The 21881-nt window shown below is 73.4% G+C and carries 15 protein-coding genes; 8 read left to right on the forward strand and 7 right to left on the reverse strand.

Annotated features, from left to right (window positions below; genetic code table 11):
• The first annotated feature begins 8 nt into the window (after positions 1-8).
• Positions 9-1448, forward strand: coding sequence for a sensor histidine kinase (locus ACIBTU_RS05715; protein WP_399124625.1), 1440 nt, complete (start codon positions 9-11; stop codon positions 1446-1448).
• A gap of 1 nt (position 1449) precedes the next feature.
• Positions 1450-2127: a response regulator gene (locus ACIBTU_RS05720; protein WP_399124626.1), complete on the forward strand. Its 678-nt coding sequence runs from the start codon at positions 1450-1452 to the stop codon at positions 2125-2127.
• A gap of 135 nt (positions 2128-2262) precedes the next feature.
• Here ACIBTU_RS05720 and ACIBTU_RS05725 read toward each other — a convergent pair whose 3' ends face one another.
• Positions 2263-2781 (reverse strand): GbsR/MarR family transcriptional regulator, encoded by a 519-nt coding sequence (locus tag ACIBTU_RS05725; protein WP_399124627.1) that lies wholly within the window; start codon positions 2779-2781, stop codon positions 2263-2265.
• 102 nt (positions 2782-2883) lie between these two features.
• Between ACIBTU_RS05725 and ACIBTU_RS05730 the strand changes: the two genes are divergently transcribed.
• Together ACIBTU_RS05730 and ACIBTU_RS05735 are read left to right on the forward strand one after the other, a co-directional pair.
• On the forward strand, positions 2884-3822 hold the full coding sequence (locus ACIBTU_RS05730) for an ATP-binding cassette domain-containing protein (RefSeq protein WP_399124628.1): 939 nt from the start codon (positions 2884-2886) through the stop codon (positions 3820-3822).
• Positions 3819-5480 carry an ABC transporter permease gene (locus ACIBTU_RS05735; protein WP_399124629.1) on the forward strand — a complete coding sequence of 554 codons (1662 nt, stop codon included), beginning with the start codon at positions 3819-3821 and terminating at the stop codon, positions 5478-5480. The genes ACIBTU_RS05730 and ACIBTU_RS05735 overlap by 4 nt, the downstream gene beginning before the upstream one ends.
• A 4-nt stretch (positions 5481-5484) precedes the next feature.
• On the opposite strand, the gene ACIBTU_RS05740 is transcribed toward ACIBTU_RS05735, so the two are convergent.
• From ACIBTU_RS05740 to ACIBTU_RS05755, 4 genes are all read right to left on the reverse strand, one after another.
• Positions 5485-6699 (reverse strand): cytochrome P450, encoded by a 1215-nt coding sequence (locus ACIBTU_RS05740; protein ID WP_399124630.1) that lies wholly within the window; start codon positions 6697-6699, stop codon positions 5485-5487.
• A 60-nt stretch (positions 6700-6759) separates the two neighbouring features.
• Complete coding sequence (locus ACIBTU_RS05745) at positions 6760-7413, reverse strand: response regulator (RefSeq protein WP_399124631.1); 654 nt, start codon at positions 7411-7413, stop codon at positions 6760-6762.
• On the reverse strand, positions 7410-8732 hold the full coding sequence (locus ACIBTU_RS05750; RefSeq protein WP_399124632.1) for a sensor histidine kinase: 1323 nt from the start codon (positions 8730-8732) through the stop codon (positions 7410-7412). The genes ACIBTU_RS05745 and ACIBTU_RS05750 overlap by 4 nt, the downstream gene beginning before the upstream one ends.
• A gap of 1546 nt (positions 8733-10278) precedes the next feature.
• Positions 10279-11634, reverse strand: a complete 1356-nt coding sequence (locus ACIBTU_RS05755) for an aspartate aminotransferase family protein (protein ID WP_399124633.1) — start codon at positions 11632-11634, stop codon at positions 10279-10281.
• A 223-nt stretch (positions 11635-11857) separates the two neighbouring features.
• Between ACIBTU_RS05755 and ACIBTU_RS05760 the strand changes: the two genes are divergently transcribed.
• Complete coding sequence (locus ACIBTU_RS05760; RefSeq protein ID WP_399124634.1) at positions 11858-13708, forward strand: serine/threonine-protein kinase; 1851 nt, start codon at positions 11858-11860, stop codon at positions 13706-13708.
• Positions 13709-13724: 16 nt separating this feature from the next.
• Here the strand turns inward: ACIBTU_RS05760 and ACIBTU_RS05765 are convergent, their stop codons facing one another.
• Positions 13725-16568: a hypothetical protein gene (locus ACIBTU_RS05765; protein WP_399124635.1), complete on the reverse strand. Its 2844-nt coding sequence runs from the start codon at positions 16566-16568 to the stop codon at positions 13725-13727.
• 145 nt (positions 16569-16713) lie between these two features.
• Between ACIBTU_RS05765 and ACIBTU_RS05770 the strand changes: the two genes are divergently transcribed.
• Both ACIBTU_RS05770 and ACIBTU_RS05775 read left to right on the forward strand, forming a co-directional pair.
• Positions 16714-17394 (forward strand): DNA alkylation repair protein, encoded by a 681-nt coding sequence (locus ACIBTU_RS05770; RefSeq protein WP_399124636.1) that lies wholly within the window; start codon positions 16714-16716, stop codon positions 17392-17394.
• 21 nt (positions 17395-17415) lie between these two features.
• On the forward strand, positions 17416-19269 hold the full coding sequence (locus tag ACIBTU_RS05775) for a serine/threonine-protein kinase (RefSeq protein ID WP_399124637.1): 1854 nt from the start codon (positions 17416-17418) through the stop codon (positions 19267-19269).
• Positions 19270-19324: 55 nt separating this feature from the next.
• Here the strand turns inward: ACIBTU_RS05775 and ACIBTU_RS05780 are convergent, their stop codons facing one another.
• Complete coding sequence (locus ACIBTU_RS05780) at positions 19325-20608, reverse strand: adenylosuccinate synthase (RefSeq protein WP_399124639.1); 1284 nt, start codon at positions 20606-20608, stop codon at positions 19325-19327.
• 182 nt (positions 20609-20790) lie between these two features.
• Here ACIBTU_RS05780 and ACIBTU_RS05785 point away from each other — a divergent pair, with 182 nt between their 5' ends.
• The gene (locus tag ACIBTU_RS05785; protein ID WP_399124640.1) at positions 20791-21627 is read left to right on the forward strand and encodes a diacylglycerol kinase; all 837 of its coding nucleotides are present in this window, start codon (positions 20791-20793) and stop codon (positions 21625-21627) included.
• Positions 21628-21881: the final 254 nt, after the last annotated feature.

Here is a 21881-nt window from a genome sequence, read left to right on the forward strand (position 1 = left end):
TGGGGGACATGGCGGGGGACAGGGTGGAGGGCAGGGCAGGGGTCCGGAGGGAGCGCGGGGAAGCCGAGGCGGACGATCTCGGGACGCTGCTGCGTTCCCTGCGGCGCGATCTGCTGACCTTCGAGCGCAGGCCGCTGCCGCCGCTGAGCCGGCCGCGGTTCCTGCGCTGGGCGCCGCATCTGCTGCTCGCCTGGATCACCCTCGGCACGACCCTCTCCGGCCTCGACCAGATCGGCCACGGCTACCACCTGGGTGCGCCGGCCGGCGTCGCGCTCATGGGTGTGCAGGGCGGCGCGATGCTGCTCGCGCTGTGGCGGCCCGCGCTCGCGTTCTGGCTGTCGCTGCTCGACAGCGTCCTCGTCGCGCGACTGGCCATGCCCTGGCTGTCCGGACAGGCCGCGTCCGGCGAGGACGCGTGGCCGTGGGCCGCGCCCTCCGTCATCGCCCACGGGGCGGTGCTGCTGCTGCTCGCGCTGCGGGTGCCGACGCGGGCGACCGTGGTCGCGTTCGCGCTGAGCGCGCTGGCCGGCCCGCTCCTGCAGGGCACCGGCGCCGACATCGCCCGGTACGCGTCGACGACGCTCCTCTCGGTGGTCGTGTTCGCGATCGTCGCGCTGCTCGGCGCCGCGCTGCGCGGCCGCAGCGAGGCGCGCAACCGGCTCGTCGCGCAGGAGGAGATCACGGCGGAGGAGCGGGCCCGGCGCACGGTCCTGGAGGAGCGCGCGAACATCGCCCGCGAGCTGCACGACGTCGTCGCCCACCACATGTCCGTCATCTCCATCCAGGCGCAGGTCGCCCCGCACCTCGTCGAGAACCCGCCGGACGCCCTGAAGGAGAACCTGGACGGCATCCGCGCGAGCGCCCTGGAGGCGCTCGCCGAACTGCGCCGGGTCCTCGGGGTGCTGCGCGCCGAGCCCGCCGAGGACGCCGGGGAGCAGGCCGCCGGGTTCGACGATCCCGGCACGGCCGCCGCGCCGCAGCGCCCGCAGCCCACCCTCGACCGGCTCGACACGCTCGTCGCCGGCACCCGGGCCGCCGGGCTCGCCGTGACCGTCCTCGGCACCGGAGAGCGGCGCCCGCTGCCGCCCGGCGTCGAACTGTCCGCGTACCGGATCGTGCAGGAGGCGCTCAGCAACGCGCTGCGGCACGCGCCCGGTTCGACGGTCGAGGTGGCGCTCGACCACCGCCCGGACGGACTCGGGGTCCGGGTCACCAACACCGCGCCCGAGCGGCCCGCGGCGCCCTCGCCGGGTGCGGGGCACGGGCTGCTCGGTATGCGGGAGCGCGCCGGGATGCTGGGCGGCACGCTCGCCACCGGGCCCGTCGCCGAGACCGGCGGCTACGAGGTACGGGCCTTCCTGCCCGCGACCGGCGGGTCCCGCACGGACTCACGTACGGGCTCACGTACGGGCTCACGTACGGACTCAAGTACTGGGAGAGACGACTGACATGCCGATCCGGGTCCTGATCGCCGACGACCAGATGATGGTCCGGCAGGGGTTCACCGTGCTCCTGAACACCCAGCCCGACCTGGAGGTCGTCGGGCAGGCGGTGGACGGGCTCGACGCGCTCGCGCAGGTCGCCGAACTCGCCCCGGACGTCGTCCTCATGGACATCCGGATGCCCGAGCTCAGCGGCATCGAGGCGACCCGCCGGGTCACCGCGTCCCACCCGGCCGTCCGGGTCCTCGTCCTCACCACCTTCGACCTGGACGAGTACGTGTACGAGGCGCTCCGCGCGGGGGCCTCCGGGTTCCTGCTGAAGGACGCCTCCGCGGAGCAGCTCGCGGAGGCGGTCCGCGTCGTCGCCTCCGGCGAGGCGCTGCTCGCGCCCACCGTCACGCGGCGGCTGATCGCCGAGTACGCGCGGCTGTCGGACGGGGCGTCCCGGGCGGCGTCCGTGCCGGGGCGGCGGCCCGCCGAGCTGACCGACCGCGAGTCGGAGGTCCTCGTGCTGATCGCGCAGGGCCTGTCGAACGCGGAGATCGCGGCGAGCCTCGTCGTCGCCGAGCAGACGGTGAAGACCCATGTCGGCCGCATCCTCGTCAAACTGGGCCTGCGCGACCGCACCCAGGCGGCGGTCTTCGCGTACGAGTCGGGGCTGGTGACGCCGCGTATGGGGCGCTGACGTCGGCGCCGTGGGGGCCGGTCGTCGTCGCCGGGTGCCGCGCCGTCGTGGTTGCTCGCGCAGTTCCCCGCGCCCCTGAGGGCACACTTCGTGCGCCCCCAGGGGCCCGTTGGTCGCGCCCCGCGACGGAGTCGCTCAGCGGGGCTGGGGGTCGTCCAGGCCCAGGGTTTTGCGGTGGGCTCGCCAGCGGTCCATCATTCCGGCGAGTTCGAGCTGCATGAACTCGAAGAAGGCCAGGGTCTCGCCGATGCGGCGGCCCGCGGGGCTGTCCGGGCCGAGGTTGTCGACGCCCTCGCGCAGGGCGTCCTCCCAGCGCTTGAGGACGCTGTCCCGGTTGCCCAGGGCCTCGTACCACTGGTTGCTGTGCACCCGGAACAGGTCGCGCCGGGTGCCGGGCTCGCGTTCGCGCGTGACCATGTGCTGCTGGGTGAGGTAGCGCACCGCGCCGGAGACGGCGGCCGGGCTGACGGTGAGCCGTTCACCCAGCTCGGCCGAGGTCAGCGCCCCGGAGTCGGAGGCGAGGAGCGCGGCGAAGATCCGGGCGGGCATCCGGGGCATGCCGGCCTCGACCAGCTGGCCCGCGAAGCGTTCGACGAAGCGGGCGCGCGGGTCCGGGGTCTCGACATCCATCGTCTCGTCTCCGGCGCCGCTCATGCCCTGATCATCTCCCCTGCCCGTACCGTCCCTGCCTGAGTCATCGAGTTTATACGCTTCCTTAACTTCACAAATTTGTGAAGTCCGCGTAGCTTCAGAATCATGACGAAGGCAATCACGGTCTCCGGACTGCACAAGTCGTTCGGCAGGACCCACGCCCTGGACGGCCTCGACCTGGACGTCGAGGCCGGAGAGGTGCACGGCTTCCTCGGGCCGAACGGCGCCGGAAAGTCGACCACCATCCGCGTGCTCCTCGGACTGCTGCGCGCCGACTCGGGCGCCGTGCAGATGCTCGGCCGCGACCCCTGGGCCGACGCCGTGGAGCTGCACCGCAAGATCGCGTACGTACCCGGCGACGTCACCCTGTGGCGCAACCTCAGCGGCGGCGAGGTCATCGACCTCTACGGACGGCTGCGCGGCGGCCTCGACGAGCGGCGCCGCGCCGAACTCGTCGAGCGCTTCGAGCTGGACCCGACCAAGAAGGGCCGTACGTACTCCAAGGGCAACCGGCAGAAGGTCGCGCTCGTCGCCGCCTTCGCCGCCGCCGACGTCGACCTGCTCATCCTCGACGAGCCCACCTCGGGACTCGACCCGCTGATGGAGGAGGTCTTCCAGGCGTACGTGGAGGAGGCCGCCCGCGAACGCGGACAGACCGTCCTGCTGTCGTCCCACATCCTCAGCGAGGTCGAGGAGCTGTGCGACCGCGTCAGCATCATCCGCAAGGGCCGCACCGTCGAGAGCGGCTCGCTCGCCCAGCTGCGCCACCTCACCCGCACCAGCGTCACCGCCGAACTCGCGGGCCCGCCCCACGGGTTGGCGAACCTCCCCGGCGTCCACGGCCTCGACGTCCAGGGCCTCGACGTCCAGGGTCACCGGGTCCGGCTCCAGGTCGACACCGACCACCTCGACGCCGTACTGCGCTCCCTCACCGCGTCCGGCGTACGGTCCCTGACCAGCACGCCGCCCACCCTCGAAGAGCTCTTCCTGCGCCACTACCAGGAGGACCTCGCCGAGGACCGCACGGCGGCGGTGGCCCGATGAGCGCCGCCGTCACAGCGACCACCGCCGAGTACGCCCCGCGGAGCGGCGGCGACCGCCAACTCGCCGGTACCGGAGCGCTGGTGCGGCTCGCCCTGCGCCGCGACCGGATCACGATGCCGGTCTGGATCTACGTCGTCGCGCTCACCGTCGTCACCATGCCGAAGACCCTCGAGGGCCTCTACGACACCGACGCCGAGCGGGCCGGCGTGCTCGACACCATGCGCACCAACAGCTCCCTGCGCGCCCTGTACGGACCGGCCCTCGACGACTCCCTCGGCGGGCTCACCGTCTGGCGGGTCGGCGCGTACGCGGCCGTGTTCGCGGCGGCGATGAGCCTGCTGATCGTCGTCCGGCACACCCGCGACGAGGAGGAGAGCGGGCGTCAGGAGATGGTGTCCGCCGCCATGGTCGGGCGGCGCGCACCGCTCACCGCCGCGCTGCTGACCGCCCTGATCGCCAACGCGACGATCGCCCTGTTCATCACCGTCGGCATGGCGGTCACGGCCGGCGGCGGCCTCGCGGGCGCGCTCGCGCTCGGTCTCGCCACGGCCGGTGCGGGCATGGTCTTCGCGACGATGGCGGCGATCGTCGCCCAGTTCACCGAGAGCGCCCGGCTCGCCCGGGGCGCGACCGCGGGCCTGTTGGGTGTGGCTTTCGTGCTGCGCGCCGCCGGTGACGCGGGAAGCGATGGGGGCACCTCCCAGGCTTTCGGCTCTGGGGGAGGCTCGTCCGTGCTGACCTGGCTCTCCCCGATCGGCTGGCTGGAGAACACCCGCGCCTACGCCGGTGAACGCTGGTGGGTGCTGCTGCTGTTCGCGGCAGCCGTGCTCGCCCAGGGCGCCGCGGCCTACGTCCTCGCCGGGCGGCGCGACATCGGCATGAGCTTCCTGCCCAGCCGACCCGGCCCGGCCCGCGGCCGCCTCGGCTCGGCGGGCGCCCTCGCCTGGCGGCTCCAGCGCGGCAGCGTCCTCGGCTGGTCCCTCGCCTTCCTCGCGTCCGGCGCCGCGCTCGGCGGCGTCACCAACGGGGCCACCGATCTCGTCGGCGGCAGCGCGGACACCCGCGAGATCATCGAGCGGATGGGCGGCCAGTCCGGGCTCACCGACGCGTTCCTCGCCGCGATGGTCGGCATGCTCGGCATGGTCGCCGCGCTCTACGTCGTCCAGGCCGTGCTGCGCATGCACGCCGAGGAGACCGGACAGCGGGCCGAACCCGTCCTCACCGGGGCGGTGGGCCGGCTGCGCTGGGCGGCCGGCCACCTGGTGATCGCCTTCGGCGGCGCGGTGCTGATCATGCTGCTCGGCGGGCTCGGCCTGGCCGCCGGATACGGCCACGACCTGGGTCCGATCCTCGCCGCGTGCCTGGTCCAGCTCCCCGCGGTGTGGGTGCTCGGCGCGGTCGCCGCGCTCCTGTACGGGCTCGCCCCGCAGGCCGCGCCGGCCGGCTGGGGCGTGGCCGGGGCGGCCCTGCTCCTCGGCTGGCTCGGCCCGGCCCTGAAGCTCCCGCAGGCCGTCATGAACCTCTCCCCCTTCGGGCACCTCCCGAAGCTGCCCGGCGGGGAGATGGCCTGGCCCCCGGTGCTCGTCCTGACCGGTCTGGCGGCGGTGCTCGTCGCCGCAGGGCTCGCGGCCCTGCGCCGCCGCGACCTGTCGAACTAAGCACTCAGAGTTCGACGGGCAGTCCCTCCAGCCCCCGGATCACGAAGTTCGGCTTGCGCACCGGCTCCGACGTCGCCCGCAGCGTCGGGGCCTGTGTCAGCAACGCCCGCATGGACGCGGCGAGTTCGATCCGGGCGAGCGGGGCGCCGATGCAGTAGTGGATGCCCGCGCTGAAGGAGATGTGCGGGTTCTCGGCGCGGGTCAGGTCGAGGCGCTCGGGGTCCTGGAAGACCTCCGGGTCGTGGTTCGCGGAGCCGAAGAGCAGCGCCACCTCCGAGCCCTGGGGGATGACCGTCCCGGCGAGCTCGATGTCCTCCAGGACCCAGCGTTCGAAGAGCTGGAGCGGGGTGTCGTAGCGCATCAGCTCCTCGACCGCGGACGGGACCAGGGAGTGGTCCGCGCGCAGGGCGGCCAGCTGTCCGGGGTGCCGGAACAGCGCCGCCCAGCCGTTCACCGTGGAGTTGACCGTGGCCTCGTGGCCCGCGTTCAGGAGCAGCACGCAGGTGGAGATCATCTCCTGCTCGGTCAGCCGGTCGCCCTCGTCGTACGCGGCGATCAGGCCGGAGATCAGGTCGTCGCCCGGGTCGGTGCGGCGGGCGGCGATCAGTTCGCGCAGATACTCCGTGAACTCCACCGAGGCCCGGACGGCGGCCCGCGCGGTCGCCTCCGGCGGGTTCAGCTCGTACATGCCGCAGATCGCCGCCGACCAGGGGCGCAGCAGCGGGCGGTCGGACTCCGGGATGCCGAGCATCTCCGCGATGACGGCGACGGGGAGGGGCTCCGCGACGGCCGTCAGGAGGTCGCCGCCGCCGGCCGCGACGAGGTCCCCGACGAGGTCGCCGGCCAGCTTCTCCACGTAGGGGCGCAGCCGGTCGACGGTGCGCGGGGTGAAGGCCTTGGAGACGAGGCGGCGGATGCGGGTGTGGTCCGGCGGCTCCAGGTCGAGCATGCCGTGGTCGTTGAGGGTGTGGAACGGCTCGTGCTCCGGGGACGGGGCGGGACGGCCGAACTCCTCGTGGGTGTGGCGGTGTTGGTAGGTGCGGCCCAGGCGGCGGTCCCGGAGCAGGGCGGACACGTCCCGGTGATGCGGGATCAGGTACTGCCGGGTGGGCTCGTAGCGGTGGACCCGGCCGGCCGCGCGCAGGGCGCGGTACGCGGGGTACGGGTCGGCCAGGAACTCCGGGGACCACGGGTCGAAGGCGGCGACGGTGTCGTTCATGACGGGACGGTATTCCGGCCGTCCGGGGCGGGGATAGGCCCGTGATCTCAGACGATCGGATCAGCTCGGGGTGACGAGGCGGGCCTCGTAGGCGAAGACGGCGGCCTGGGTCCGGTCTCGGAGGCCCAGTTTCACCAGGATCCGGCTGACGTGGGTCTTGATGGTCGACTCGGCGACGACGAGGCGGGTGGCGATCTCCGCGTTCGACAGGCCCTGGGCGATGAGGACGAGGACCTCCGTCTCGCGTTCGGTCAGTTCGCCGTAGGCCTCGGCGCGGACCCGGGGCGTCTCGGCGAGCTTGGAGAACTCGGTGATCAGGCGGCGTGTCACCGTCGGGGCGAGCAGCGCCTCGCCGGAGGCCACCACCCGGACCCCGTCGGCGAGTTGGCGGGCCGAGGCGTCCTTGAGGAGGAAGCCCGAGGCGCCCGCGCGGAGCGCCTGGTACACGTACTCGTCGAGGTCGAAGGTGGTGAGGACGAGGACCTTGGCGCCCTCGTCGGCGGCGACGATCTCGCGGGTGGCGTCGATGCCGTTCAGCTCCGGCATGCGGATGTCCATGAGGACGACGTCGGGGCGCAGTTCGCGGACCCGGGAGACGGCCTCCGCCCCGTTGACGGCCTCGCCGACGACCTCGATGTCCGGCATGGCGCCCAGCAGCACCGAGAAGCCCTCGCGGACCATCATCTGGTCGTCGGCGATCAGCACCCTGATCATGCGTCGTCCTCCTCGGTCTCCGCCGACGCGGCGGCGACCGGCACGAACACGGAGACCTCGTAGCCGCCGTCGTCCGTCGTCCCCGCCGTCATCTCGCCGTCGAGCATCGCGACCCGCTCCCGCATGCCGGTGACCCCGTGTCCCGCGCCGGGGCTGGGCTTCACCAGGGAGCCGGGCGGCCCGTTCACGATCCGCAGGCCGAGCCCGCCGAGCACGTACGCGACCTCGACCCGGGCCGGGGCGCCGGGCGCGTGCCGCAGGACGTTGCTGAGTGCCTCCTGGACGATGCGGTACGCGGACAGTTCGACGCCGGGCGGCAGGGCGCGGACGGCACCGGTCACGGCCTGGTCGACGGTCAGACCGGCGTCGCGGACGTTCTCCACGAGGCGGTCGAGGTCGGCGAGGGTGGGCTGCGGGGCGTCGGGCGCCTCGTAGTCCTCGGCCCGTACGACGCCCAGGACCCGGCGCAGTTCGGTGAGGGCCGCCACCGCGTTCTCCCGGATCGTGACGAACGCCTGCTCCAGCTCCGGCGGCGGGTTCTCGACGCGGTACGGGGCGGCCTCGGCCTGGATGGCGACCACGGACATGTGGTGGGCGACGACGTCGTGCAGCTCGCGGGCGATGTTCGTGCGCTCCTCGAGGAGCGTGCGGCGGTCCCGTTCGACGGCGCCCGCCGTGCGTTCCTGGACGACCTCGCGGCGGGCCGTGCGGTTGACCTGGACCAGGGTCACCAGGGCGACCGCGATGCCGGAGGCGACCAGCATCGGGAGGGCGTCGCTGTTGTACCAGTCGCCGCCGGTCACCGGCGTGACGACGATCCCGTAGAGGGTGCTCAGCGCCCACATGCCGGCCGCCGTGCGGGGCCCGGTGCGGGCCGCGACGATCATCATCACGAGGGTGTGCCCGACGAGGCTGCCCGCGGGCCACGGGGTCGGGGAGCCGCCCGTGACGAAGACGAGGACGGCGGCCGCGCTCAGCGACACCCACCACGCGAGAACCGGCCGCAGCAGTGTGAGCGCCACCGGTGCCGCTACGAGGATTCCGCACAGCACCGCGACGTACGCGTCGGCGCCGAAGCTGACGCTCTCCGCGCCGACGGCGAACGTGAGCAGGGCGAGGCCCAGGACGCCGACGTGCGGCAGCACCCGCATCTCGTCCCGCATCGGGAGCGGGAACAGCCGGATCCACGCGCTGTCGGCCGCGGCGCGGGGCAGCGGACGGTAGGCACGTACGTTCCGGCACAGGTCCGCGCGCAGTCCGCTCAGGGCCGCCTTGACCAGGCTGAGCTCGGGGCCGGCGGAGGTGGTCGTCTCGGTCATGCGCCTCACGGTAGGCGTCCCGCCCCACCCGGGTCGTCCCCACCGGGAAGGGTTCCTCGGGGTCCGCCTCAAGTACTACGCGGGGCCCTCCGGGCGGGGCGGGGGCGTTTCGGGGGGCCGGGGTGCCTGCGGCGCGGGGGGCTGTGTCGGGGGTGAGCCGGTGGTGCGGGTTGCTGTGTCGGATTGTGGCTCGGTGGTGTGGGGCGCCGAATCGCTGTGTGGCTCGGCGGCGCGGGCGGCTGTGACGGGGGCCGCCCTCGCGAGGCCCCGGCGACCGTGCTGGTCCCCTACCCGGGCGATCCCGGACCTGTCCGCCCCTTGGCCCCAGCCCTGCTCCCACCCGCCCGCCCCCTCCGGGGGCCGTCGGCCCGGCGCCGGGCGCACCCCGCAAGGGCCTCGGGGCTGTCCCCGATCAGCGACGACTGCGTCGCGCGGGCATGACGAGCCATGGCAGCCAGGAACCCGGTGACTGTACGAGGCGTGTCTGTGCTCCGCGTGGAACCATCCGCCCTTTGCCTCAGCCCTGCTCCCACCCGCCCGCCCCCTCCGGGGCCGTCGGCCCGGCGCCGGGCGCACCCCGCAAGGGCCGCGGGGCTGTCCCTGACCAGCGACTCGATCGCAGGGGCGCCCCCAACAAGCCCCTGGGGCGCACGAAGTGTGCCCTCCAGCGGCGCGGGGCTGTATCCGTTGAGCGACTCCGTCGCGGGGCGCCACCAGCCACGACGGTGGCGCACCCGGCGACGATGTCCGCCCCTACGGCGGCAGCGCTGTAGGCGGGGGCCGACTGGAACATGCGCTTGGCGCTGGCGTGCCGCCTTGCCCACCCATGCCGCCGCCGCGGGGCTGACTGCCCAAGGCCAGGGAGGCCGCACACGAACCTGGGGTGGTGGCGCTGCCCGAGGCCGGGCGCCGGGCCGACGCCCCCGGAGGGGGCGGGATGGTGGGAGAAGGGGGTGGGCCAGGGGGCTGGAGTGCAGGCCGGGGTGGCCGAGTCCGGGGCGGCAGGGGCCGTACCCGGGGTTGCCGGTGCTGCCCGAAGCGGGGCGCTGAGGCCGAGCGGGGTGGGGCGGAGGCCGGGGCGGCCGGAAACCGTACCCGGGGTTGGCAGGACTCCCCGAGGCCGGGCGCCGGGCCGAAGCGTCAGGGTGCGGGAGAGCAGGGTGGGCCGGAGGCCGGAGTGGCTGACACCGGGGAGGCCGGAAGCGGTACCCGGGGTTGCCAGTGCTGCCCGAGGCCGGGCGCCGGGCCGACGCCCCCGGAGGGGCGGGATGGTGGGAGCAGGGGGCGGGCCAAGTCAGTGGCGCCACGCCGGAGGACAGAGGCCGGAGAGGCCGAGCCCCGGGGCGAGAGGCGCCGGAGCAGATGAGCCCAGCAAGGGGCGCGGGGAACTGCGCGCGGCGGCACGCGCACCGGGAACGCACCGCGCACCCGGCGGCACGGCCACCGGAAAGGCACCCCGCACCCGGAAGGCACCGCCACCCCGCACCCCGCACCCCGCCCCCCGGCCCGCGGCCGCACCGGCGGTCGCGGGCCCCGGAGACGGGCGCTACGCCACGTGCTCGTCCGCGACGGCCAGCGCGGCGTCCAGCGCGGCGAGGCCCTCCTTCAGTTCGGCCTCGGTGATGTTGAGGGCCGGCACGACGTGCGTGCGGTTCATGTTGACGAAGGGCCACAGACCGTTCGCCTTGGCGGCACCCGTGAAGGCCGCCATGGGAGCGTTGGCCTCGCCCGCGGCCGCGTACGGCACGAGCGGCTCCCGGGTCTCCCGGTCCCGTACGAGTTCGAGCGCCCAGAACATGCCGACGCCGCGCACCTCGCCCACCGACGGGTGCCGCTCGGCGAGCTCCCGCAGGGCCGGCTCCACGACCTCGGCCCCGAGCTTCGCGGCGTGCGCGACGATGCCCTCCTCCTCCATCACGTTGATGGTGGCGACGGCGGCGGCGCAGGCCAGCGGGTGCCCGGAGTACGTCAGGCCGCCCGGGTAGGGGCGCTTGGCGAAGGTCTCCGCGATCGCGCCGGAGATCGCGACACCGCCCAGCGGCACGTACCCCGAGTTGACGCCCTTGGCGAAGGTCAGCAGGTCCGGGGTCACGTCGTACAGGTCGGCGGCGAACCACTCACCGGTGCGCCCGAAGCCCGCCATGACCTCGTCGAGGACGAAGACGATGCCGTACTTGTCGCACAGCTCGCGCACTCCGGCCAGGTAGCCCGCGGGCGGCAGCATGATGCCCGCGGTGCCCGGCACGGTCTCCAGGATGATCGCGGCGATCGTCGCCGGACCCTCGAACTGGATCGTCGTCTCCAGGTGCTCCAGAGCGCGGGCGCACTCCTGCTCCTCCGTCTCGGCGAAGAAGCGGGACCGGTACAGGAACGGCGCCCAGAACCGGACGACGCCCGCGGAGCCCGTGTCGCTGGCCCAGCGGCGCGGGTCACCCGTCACGTTGATCGCCTGCTGGGTGCCGCCGTGGTACGAGCGGTACGCGGCGAGCACCTTCGGACGGCCCGTGTGCAGACGGGCCATGCGCAGGGCGTGCTCGACGGCGTCGGCGCCGGCGTTCGTGAAGAAGATCTTGTCGAGGTCGCCGGGCGTGCGCTCGGCGATGAGGCGGGCGGCCTCCGAGCGGGACTCGATGGCGAACGCGGGCGCGAACGTCGTCATCGTCGCGGCCTGCTCCTGGATCGCGGCGACGACCTTCGGGTGCTGGTACCCGATGTTCGTGTAGACGAGCCCGGACGTGAAGTCGAGGTACCGGTTGCCCTCGTAGTCCCAGAAGTAGGAACCTTCTGCGCCGGCGACGGCGAGCGGATCGATGAGTTCCTGCGCGGACCAGGAGTGGAACACGTGCTTGCGGTCCGCGGCCTTGACGGCGGCGCCGACCTGGGGATTCGGCTGAGGGGTCATGAGCCCGAGGGTAGATGTCCGCAGTGTGGGCGCACCATCGGCGTCCTGTACGCCCGCCGCCGCCGAACGCGACAGTTTGTCGGGGTTCCCGGACGGTTCCCGGGCGTTACGGGCCGGCCGTTCCCCGGCGTTACGGAACCGTAGAAGGCGCATCGGTCCTCTGTGTCGTAGGCCCGCACTATTCTCGTGCTGTTGGTCACGATTCGGGGGAGGGTGGCGCGACATGGACAGACTGGACCGGCTGGGGCCGGGCGACCCGCAGCACATCGGCGCGTACCGGCTGCTGGGGCGGCTCGGGGCCGGTGGGATGGGGCAGGTCTATCTGGCGCGCTCCGAGCGCGGCCGCACCGTCGCCGTGAAGCTGGTGCGCGAGGAGCTCGCCGAGCAGGAGGAGTTCCGCAGTCGCTTCCGGCAGGAGGTGCAGGCGGCGCAGCGGGTGGGTGGCGCGTGGACGGCGCCGGTGCTCGACGCGGACACGGAGGCCGCGGTGCCGTGGCTGGCGACCGGCTATGTGGCGGGCCCCTCGCTCCAGCAGGTCGTCTCGCACGACCACGGCGCGCTGCCGGAGCGTTCGGTACGGATCCTGGCCGCGGGCCTCGCGCACGCGCTGCAGGACATCCACGCGGCGGGCCTGATCCACCGCGACCTGAAGCCGTCGAACGTGCTGGTGACGATCGACGGCCCGCGCGTCATCGACTTCGGCATCGCGCGCGCCCTGGAGACGGTCACGGACGGCGGTCTGACGCGGACCGGCGCGCTCGTCGGCTCCCCGGGTTTCATGGCGCCGGAGCAGGTGCGCGGGGACCGGATCACCCCGGCCTGCGACGTGTTCTGTCTCGGTTCGGTGCTGGCCTACGCGGCGTCGGGCGCCCTGCCGTTCGGCACGTCGAACAGCGGGGTGCACGCCTTGATGTTCCGCATCGCCCAGGAGGAGCCGGACCTCGAAGGGCTCCCGGAGGGCCTGCAGGAGCTCGTACGGGACTGTCTGCGCAAGCGGCCCGCCGACCGGCCGACGCTCGAGGACATCCTGGAGCGGACGGGCGCCGAGGACACGCTCGGGGACGGCGGGCGCACGCGTGACCCGTGGCTGCCGGGCGCGCTCGTGGCGCAGCTGGGCCGGCACGCCGTGCAGCTGCTCGACTCGGAGGACCCGGAGCAGGCCGCGCTGCCCGCGTCCCCGGACCGGCCCGCACTGCCGCCCGCCCCGGCCGCTCCCGCACCCGCGCAGGCCACGGATCCGGACGCGCCGCCGCCGCCGGGTGCGCCGGGCGGGGCGCAGTTCGACCATCTCCCGACGATGATCGTCGGCCAGGACACCCCGGCGCCGACGCCTCCGGCCCCGCCCGCGTACGGCTACCCGCAGGCGCACCCCCAGCCTCAGCCGCAGCCTGTGTGGAACCAGACGCCGCCCTACGGCCCCGGCGTCGCCCCCGTCGGCATCCCGCCGCAGGAGCCCCCGCGTCGGGGCCGCTCCACGGCGGCGCTCGTCGCGGTCGCGCTGATCGTGGCGCTCGGCGCGGGCGGCTCGGTGTACGCGCTGATGAAGAACGACGGCTCGACCGAGGGCAAGGGCGGCGACGACCCGAAGTCGTCCGCGCCCGGCCAGTCCTCGGCCGCGCCCTCCGGTCAGGGCGGCGAGACGACCCCGGGGCAGCAGTCCACCGAGCCGCCCGGCTCCCCGTCCGAGTCCGACTCCGCGCAGGCCGGGGCGGGCGACATCCCGACCAAGTTCCTGGGCACGTGGACGAACGAGCAGGACAACGACTACGGACACATCACCCGCACCCTCGTCATCGAGCAGGGCGAGCCCGGCGACACGGTGCTCAAGCTGACCCAGGACGGCACGCTCGACAGCGGCTCCCCGTACCACTGCGAGTTCGAGGGCGCGCTGGCCTCCGCCGACGACTCCACGCTGAATGTCCAGGGCACGGAGGCGGTCGTCGCCGAACCGCCGGTCGCCTGCCGCCCCGGCACGCCGAGCACGGTGACCGTCCTGTCCTCGGGCGAGCTGCGCCGCACCCTGATCGACTCGACCGGCCACCGCCAGGTCCTCACCTACGACAAGGAGGGCTGACGGCGGCCGGCGGCCCTCAGCGTGAGTCGGCCGGGCAGTCCAGGCTGTCGTCAGGTCCCCATGTCGTCCTGCGCAGCTCCTTGCCGAGGCCGAACGCGCCGCAGTACGCCACCAGCCGGGGTTCGCCCTCGGTGGCCATCTCGATGACGATCGCCTTGTCGCGCGGCGGCTTCGAACCGGGGTTGCTCTGCGGGTAGCGCAGGGCGCCGCTGGTGCCCTGCAGGGCGATCCGGTTGTCGAGCTTGGACTTCAGCGCGGCCGGGGTGACGTCCTGCCGGTTGCTGGCGTTGGCGTCGTCAGCGGCGGCGCTCATCACGAGGTAGGCGTCGTGGGCCATCGGCCCGTGCCCGTCGTTGCGCCACTTGTCGTCCGCGCCCGCGTAGTAGGCGTAGTTGCGGACGTAGCGGCGTGCCACGTTGTTCGCCAGTTCGTGGCCCGCGGGCAGCACATGGGCCGTGTGGTAGAGCCGCAGCTCCGACACGTTGTACTTGAAGTCGCCGTTCAGCTCGGCGTTGGTGATGTCGTTGCCGCCGATGACCGTCAGGGTCCGGCCCGTGCACTCGGTCCTCGTGTAGCTGGACAGGAAGCTGCTGAAACTGTTCACACGGGAGGACCAGTAGACGACGGTGCGCGGGTTCGCCGTGACGTATCCGCAGATCTGCTGGGCGATCTCGGCCGGGTCGCCCGAGTCGCCGGAGTAGCGGAGCATCTTGGCGCCGCCCGGCTCCAGCGCGTCGAACTTCCGGACGAACTCGGCGCCGATCTCGTTGCTGTAGAGGTCCGCCTCGGTGCTCACGACGACGGCCTGCGTCGCCGACTCGCAGCGCCCCGGCCCGTCCCCGGCGCCGTCCCCCGCGCCGTCCGACTCGATCACCGGGCCCTCGTGCGCGAGCTGCACGGCGAGCGTGCTCTCGCGGTCGTCGTTGGGGGCCATCGGCCGGTAGTAAGGCCCGGCCTTCTCCATCGCGTCCGCCGACGCCGTCGTACTGATCGCCGGGACCTGGTGCTCGCTCAGGACGCGGGCCGCGGTCCGCGTCTCGTGCCGGCTCTCGGCGAAGCCGATGACGCCCACCACCGTGCTGTGGTCGCGGGCCGCCCGCGTGCGCTCCACCTCGCGCACGATGCCGTCGGCGACCTTCTCCGCCCGCTCGAAGTGCGGGCCCGCGTCCCGTACGTCCACGCGGAGTTCGACCCGGCTGCGGCTGCTGTCCCGGTGCGCCTCGGTGTTGAACCGGGACTGCGCGAGCCAGATGCCGCGCAGCTCCGACAGCGCCTTGTACGCGCCCTCGGTGGGGGACGGGGCGACGTACACGACCGTACGGACGACGTACTGCTCCTCGATCGGTGCCGCGGCGGTCTTCTTCTCGTCGTCCACGGCCCGCCGGTTGTTCTTCTCGATCTGCGCGAGCACCTTGCGGTAGGCGGCGGCCGGATCGTCGTCGCGCAGCGCGTTGCGCGTCACGTGCAGATCGAGGATCTCCTCGGGCTTCCCGGCGCTGCGCGAGACGGCGCTCCCGTCCAGACAGCGCGCGTACGTGTCCTCGTCCGAGCCGCCCAGCGGGCTGAGGCTCACGCCGGTCCCGATCAGCGCGGCCAGTACGACGCCGATCGCCGTGGCCTCCAGACGGGGACCCCACATCGGCGCGGGCGGGCGCAGCCGGGCGACCGGCAGGCCCTCGCCCGCGAACGCCGGGTCCGCGAAGCGGCGGCCGAGGATCCACGGTGCCGCCTCGACGTCCCCGTGCTCGGCGGGCGGGTCGGTGAGGTGCTGGCCGACGACGGCGAGGCTCTCCACGTCCTGGCGGTGCCAGGTCTGTCCGGCGGCCTCCGGGTGACCCTCCGGTTCGCCCGCCCCGACCACGAACAGGGACGCCGAGCCCGGCGCCCGGTAGGCGCTCCGGTACGCCTGGAGGAACCGCGCCGCGTCGTGGCCCTGCGGGGTGTCCGCGGCGGGCAGTTCGAGCAGCACCACGCGCCGGGTGCGGCGGCGGCGCTTCCAGGGGCCCGCGAGGCGCGCAGGATGCGAGCGGTGCAGGTCGGACAGGAGGGCGCGCAGCAGAAGCTTCTCCAGTTCGAGCAGCGCGTTCTGGCGCTCGTGCGCGGGGCCGCGCAGCGCCAGCCCCTGCGCGACGATGACGTCGCCGACCTGGTCGAAGACCGACCGCGCGGGGTGCGCCAGGTGCAGCCAGGCGCGGTACCAGCCGTAGCGGCGCGAGCGCAGCAGACGGTGGCCCCAGCGCCGGTCCCACAGCTTGCGGGGCAGGCTGTAGAAGAGGGGGTGGGACAGCAGCCGCGACAGGTACGCGAGGACGAGGTTGCCGCCGTCCGGCGCGGGCACCAGCTTCGCCAGGTGGTGCGCCGGGCCCTTCGCCTCGGCGACCCGCTCCGCGTACAGGGCGTCGCGCAGCTCCCGGCCCTGCAGGCGGTCGTTCAGCTCGGCGTCGGTGAGGGCGCCGTCGCCCTCCCGGGGCAGCCGGGCGAGCCGGATCGCGTGCGTCACCATCCGGGCGACGAACTCGAAGTCCCGCAGCCGCAGTTCGCCCACATGGCGGGGTGGCTGGGTGCGCAGGTCGCGGCCCACCCGGAGCGTCAGCAGCTCCTCGCCGGGCCGGTCCGCCGGCAGTTGCTGGGGGCGCGAGAAGGCGACGGCCCGTCCGTCGCCGGTGCGCAGCGCCCGTTCCAGCGAGTCGAGCACCCGCTGCCGGCGCGCGCACCGCTCGTCACCGGACCCGCCCGTGTCCAGCAGTACCGGGGGCAGAGGCGTGCTCGCCGGTTTGAGCACCTGCCACCGCTCGGGGTAGACGGCTGCTCTGAAGGCTCGCAGAAACTCCGTCGCGCCCTCGTCGTTCGGGAATCCCATCGTCGCGATCCCTTGGCCTTGATGTCATGGGGCGGTCAAGTATGAGGCAGAACAGGAGAGTTGGGACCGGAGTCGCGGAAAACGGTGGACCACTGATATCGGTACAGGTCTGACGTACGAGGCGAACCAGGGAGACGAACGAACGGTGACCGGGACGACGACCACGCTCGCGCAGGCCCAGGCCGAACTGGCCGCGCTGGAGGACCCGAAGGCCCGCGCCGTCAACGAGCGGCACGGTGACGACCACGGCGTGAACCTCACCAAGGTCCGCGCCCTCGCCAAGCGCATCGGCCCCGACCAGGACCTGGCCCGCTCCCTCTGGTCCACCGACGACACGGCGGCGAAGCTCCTGGCCCTCCTCGTCGCCCGCCCCAAGGCCTTCCCCCGCGACGAGCTGGACACCATGCTCCGCACGGCCCGCACCCCGAAGGTCCACGACTGGCTCGTCTCCTACGTCGTGAAGAAGAGCCCGCACGCGGAGGACCTCCGCCTGGCCTGGCTGACCGACCCCGACCCGGTCGTAGCGAGTGCCGGCTGGTCCCTCACCACGGACCGCGTGGCGAAAAAACCGGCCGGCCTGGACCTCCCCGCCCTCCTCGACACCATCGAGTCCGACATGAAACAGGCGCCCGACCGCCTCCAGTGGGCGATGAACCACTGCCTGGCCCAGATCGGCATCTCCCACGAGCCCCTGCGCCCCCGAGCCCTGGCGATCGGCGAACGCCTCGAAGTCCTCAAGGACTACCCGACCCCACCCGGCTGCACGTCCCCCTACGCCCCGACCTGGATCACGGAGATCGTCCGCCGACAGACCGCGAAGGGCTGACCCTGTGCGAGGATCCGGCGCATGCAGCCACTCGCGCCCGACGATCCGTCCTGCATAGGTCCGTACCGTCTGCTGGGCCGGCTCGGCGCGGGTGGCATGGGCCGGGTGTTCCTCGCCCGGCGCGACGGTGACTCCCGGGCGGACGCCGACCCGGTCGCGGTGAAGCTGGTCCGCCCCGAACTGGCCCAACTCGACGACTTCCGACGCCGGTTCACCCGCGAGGTGCGGGTGGCCCGCCGGGTCGACGGCCGCTGGACCGCGCCCGTCCTCGACGCCGACACCGACGCCGAAGTCCCCTGGGTGGCCACGGCGTACGTCCCCGGCCCGACCCTGCACGCCGTGGTCCGCGGCGACTTCGGCCCCCTTCCCTCGGCCTCCGCCCACGTCCTCGCCAACCGCATGGGCCTGGCCCTGCGCGGCATCCACGCGGCGGGCCTCGTCCACCGCGACCTCAAACCGTCGAACGTTCTCCTGACGGTGGACGGCCCCCGCGTCATCGACTTCGGCATCGCGCACGTCCTGGACGCGGCCGCCGACTCCCTGCACACCCCGTCCGGGGCGCTGCTCGGCTCGCCCCAGTTCATGTCGCCCGAACAGGTGCGGGGCGAGCCGGTCTCACCGGCCAGCGACGTGTTCTCGCTGGGATGCGTGCTGGCCTACGCGGCCACCGGAGTCTCCCCGTTCGACGACGAGGGCCGCAGCGCGCACTCCGTGATGTTCCACATCGCGTACGAGGAACCGGAGTTGGCCCGGCTGCCCGAGGCGGTCGTCGACCTGGTCCGGGACTGTCTGGACAAGGACCCGGGGCAGCGCCCGTCCGTAGAGGAGGTCGTCGACCGCACCCGGCATGCCCCGCCCGGCGCGTGGCTGCCCGCCCCGCTGCTCGACCGGCTCGACCGGGCCGCGTCCCGCCCCCTGCCCAGCGTCCCGCGGCGCCGCGAGGCCTCGGACCCGGCGCCGGAGGACACGGGCGTCCAGGCGGAGTTCCCGGAGTTCCCCGACGACCGTCCCGCCTCGGCCCCCGACCCCCTGGACCTCCCGGAGCTCGGCATCACCCCACCGACGATCCGCCACCGGCCGAGGGCTCGGTGGGGGGTCGGACGGAGGGTGGGGGTGCTGGCGGGGGTGGTGGCGCTGGTGGTGGGGGCCGGGTTCGGGGTGCAGACCGTCGAGCAGGTGGTGTTCCCGCAGGACAAGGCGCGGGCCGACCTTGACGTGTTCGCCGGGAGCTGGCTGCTGCGGAACACCGAGCAGCCCCTGCTCGTCCTGCGGCTCGACATCTTCGTCTCGAAGGTGAACGGGCGGGTGAGCGTCGAGTGGGAGGCGGGGCGGCGCGGCAAGAGGTGCCGGGGGGACGCTCGTGCGACCCCCGACTCCTCGTCGGGCGCGCGGCGATTGGTGTTGAGCCGGTTCCGCACTGATCAGCCCGAAAAGGACGACGCCTGCGCTCCCCGGAGCATCACCCTGACCGCGGGCGCCGAGGGTCACCTGGCCTGGCGACAGTCACATGAGGAACCGGCCGTCGCCGCCGTGCGGATCGACAACGGCATCGTGGACGTACCTCCCGGTTTCCTGGGCACGTGGCGGGGCCACGGCACCACCGTCCGTATGCGACGCAAGGACTCGGCGGACGGACTCCTCGTCACCACCACGACCGAGGCGAACGGGCACCGCTGCACCCGGACCTCCCGGGTCCTCTACATGGACCACGGCATCCAGGGCGACGAGACCAATCTCCACACCCTGCCCGACCTCCCCAAGAGCCGGAACTGCCCCGCTCCCGACGCCGCCTACGACTACTACCTGGCCCGCGACACCCTCGTGCGCACCGACCTCGTCGCCCCCGGTGAACTCGTCCTGAAGCGCGACGACTGACGCCCCGGCCCGCCGGGAAGGCGGGCCGGGGCGTCAGGGTGAGACGCGTCCCGGGTTACAGGAACGAGTTGATCTCGATCGTCTCGTCGCGGCCGGGGCCGACGCCGATGGCCGAGATGGGGGCGCCGGACATGTCTTCCAGGGCCTTCACGTAGGCCTGCGCGTTCTTGGGGAGGTCGGCGAAGGTCTTGGCCTTCGTGATGTCCTCGGACCAGCCGGGCAGGTTCTCGTAGATCGGCTTCGCGTGGTGGAAGTCGGTCTGCGAGTACGGGAGCTCCTCGACGCGCTTGCCGTCGATCTCGTACGCGACGCAGACCGGGATCTGCTCCCAGCCCGTGAGGACGTCGAGCTTGGTGAGGAAGAAGTCGGTCAGGCCGTTGACGCGGGTGGCGTAACGGGCGATGACCGCGTCGAACCAGCCGCAGCGACGGTCACGGCCGGTGGTGACACCGCGCTCGCCGCCGATGCGGCGCAGGTCCTCGCCGTCCTGGTCGAAGAGCTCGGTCGGGAACGGGCCCGCGCCGACACGCGTGGTGTACGCCTTCAGGATGCCGATGACGCGGCTGATCTTCGTCGGGCCGACGCCGGCACCGGTGCAGGCGCCGCCCGCGGTCGGGTTCGACGAGGTGACGAAGGGGTACGTGCCGTGGTCGATGTCCAGGAGCGTGCCCTGGCCGCCTTCGAAGAGGACGACCTTGTCCTCCTCGAGAGCGTTGTTCAGGATCAGGGTCGTGTCGGCCACGTAGCCCTTGATCTGGTCCGCGTAGCCGAGGAGCTCCTCCACCACCTGCTGCGACTCGATCGCGCGGCGGTTGTACAGCTTGGTCAGGAGCTGGTTCTTGACCTCGAGGGCGGCTTCGACCTTCTGGGTGAGGATCGACTCGTCGTAGAGGTCCTGCACACGGATACCGACGCGGTTGATCTTGTCCGCGTAGGTCGGGCCGATGCCGCGCCCGGTCGTGCCGATCTTGCGCTTGCCGAGGAAGCGCTCCGTCACCTTGTCGACCGTGACGTTGTACGGCGTGATGATGTGAGCGTTGCCGCTGAGCAGGAGCTTGGACGTGTCGACGCCGCGCTCGTTCAGACCGCTCAGCTCGGAGAGCAGGACCGACGGGTCGACGACGACTCCGTTACCGATGACCGGCGTGCAGTCCGGGGAGAGGATTCCGGAAGGGAGGAGGTGCAGCGCGTACTTCTGGTCGCCTACGACAACCGTGTGGCCGGCGTTGTTGCCGCCCTGATAGCGCACTACGTAGTCCACGGACCCACCGAGCAGGTCGGTGGCCTTTCCCTTGCCTTCGTCACCCCACTGAGCACCGAGCAGCACAAGTGCGGGCACAGGCGTACACCCCTTCCGGGCGGGGCATGTCCAAGGTCAGGGGCCGCAGCCGCTGATGTGCGTCACAGCCTTCGTGAACCTTGGGGTACCCCGGAATAGACGAAGCCCCTGGCGCAATAGCGCAAGGGGCTCTTGCACAAAGATGCTACCCGAGGAAGCGAGGCGGAGCCGAGGTGGCGGCTTTGGACCATCCGTCGGACCGCGTGGGCGAGGCGCTGTCGCGGCAGCTCCTGGTGATCGTGGACCCGTCGGCGCGGCGTGCGGACGGGGAGTCCGTACGGATCGCGAAGGACGTTCTGTGCGCGGCCGCGACCGCGAAGGTGTGCCTGCCGGAGGGGCCCGCGGAGTTCGCGCGGGCCCTGGCGCGGCGGGGTGGACGGCGGCCCGTGGTCGTGGGCGACGACCGGGCGCTGCTGCGGGCCGTGTCGCTGCTGCACCGGGACCGGGAGCTGGGTGACGCCGTGCTGGCGATGGTGCCCGTGGGCGCCTCGGTGGGGCTCGCGCACTCCCTGGGCGTGCCCGTGGGGCCGGTCGCGGCGGCGCGGGCGGCGCTCGACGGGGTGGAACGGCGGCTCGACCTGCTGGTGGACGACAGTGACGGGGTGGTGCTCGGCGAGCTCCGGATCCCGCCGGTCGGCCCCTCCGGGGAGAGCTCCGCGGGTCACGGGCTGCCGTTCCTGCGGACGTGCCGGTCGCTGGTACGGGGGTTCGGGGCGCGGTCGGCGGGGGGCGCGGCCTCGGCCCAGGGGGTGGCGGCCCGGCTCCGGGTGGAGGCGGACGGGGTGATGCTGGTGGACCTGGACCAGCCGGTCGACGGGGTGCGCGTGGCGGCGGGGGCGGGGTTCGCCCAGGTCGAGGTGCGGGGCGGCGCCGCCGGTGGGGCGGTCCGGGTGGCCGCCCGGAGCGTGACCGTCTCGGGAGCCGATTTCCGCTACCGGGCCGATTCGGTGATCGGCGGGCCGGTACGAAGGCGGACCTGGGCGGTCCGGGCGGGGGCGTGGGCGCTGGCGTTGCCGTAGGGGGTGTTGCGGGGGCTCGGTGCCGGGGGTGGGCGTCGCCGTCGCCAGGGGGCCGGGCACCGCTGCGTCTGCGGCGCTGTTTACGTGTGCGGCTCGACCCCACAGCGGCCGGGCCGCACACGCAAACAGCCCCCGCGTGGGGCCGGTCGCTGTCGCCGGCCGGGTCGCTGTCGCGGCGGGGCGTGCAGGTCCCCGCGCTTCTACGGGGCCCGTCCGCCCCGGCCCTTCTCGCGCTCACCCGCCCCGTCCGGGGC

The sequence above is a fragment of the Streptomyces sp. NPDC050145 genome (genome assembly GCF_044460245.1).
GTDB lineage: Bacteria > Actinomycetota > Actinomycetes > Streptomycetales > Streptomycetaceae > Streptomyces.

Coding starts and splice junctions, on each gene's coding strand:
- ACIBTU_RS05725 (WP_399124627.1), bottom strand. CDS start 2,781: ATGAGCGGCGCCGGAGACGAGACGATGGATGTCGAGACCCCGGACCCG.
- ACIBTU_RS05715 (WP_399124625.1), top strand. CDS start 9: ATGGCGGGGGACAGGGTGGAGGGCAGGGCAGGGGTCCGGAGGGAGCGC.
- ACIBTU_RS05765 (WP_399124635.1), bottom strand. CDS start 16,568: ATGGGATTCCCGAACGACGAGGGCGCGACGGAGTTTCTGCGAGCCTTC.
- ACIBTU_RS05740 (WP_399124630.1), bottom strand. CDS start 6,699: ATGAACGACACCGTCGCCGCCTTCGACCCGTGGTCCCCGGAGTTCCTG.
- ACIBTU_RS05730 (WP_399124628.1), top strand. CDS start 2,884: ATGACGAAGGCAATCACGGTCTCCGGACTGCACAAGTCGTTCGGCAGG.
- ACIBTU_RS05760 (WP_399124634.1), top strand. CDS start 11,858: ATGGACAGACTGGACCGGCTGGGGCCGGGCGACCCGCAGCACATCGGC.
- ACIBTU_RS05745 (WP_399124631.1), bottom strand. CDS start 7,413: ATGATCAGGGTGCTGATCGCCGACGACCAGATGATGGTCCGCGAGGGC.
- ACIBTU_RS05755 (WP_399124633.1), bottom strand. CDS start 11,634: ATGACCCCTCAGCCGAATCCCCAGGTCGGCGCCGCCGTCAAGGCCGCG.
- ACIBTU_RS05775 (WP_399124637.1), top strand. CDS start 17,416: ATGCAGCCACTCGCGCCCGACGATCCGTCCTGCATAGGTCCGTACCGT.
- ACIBTU_RS05735 (WP_399124629.1), top strand. CDS start 3,819: ATGAGCGCCGCCGTCACAGCGACCACCGCCGAGTACGCCCCGCGGAGC.
- ACIBTU_RS05720 (WP_399124626.1), top strand. CDS start 1,450: ATGCCGATCCGGGTCCTGATCGCCGACGACCAGATGATGGTCCGGCAG.
- ACIBTU_RS05750 (WP_399124632.1), bottom strand. CDS start 8,732: ATGACCGAGACGACCACCTCCGCCGGCCCCGAGCTCAGCCTGGTCAAG.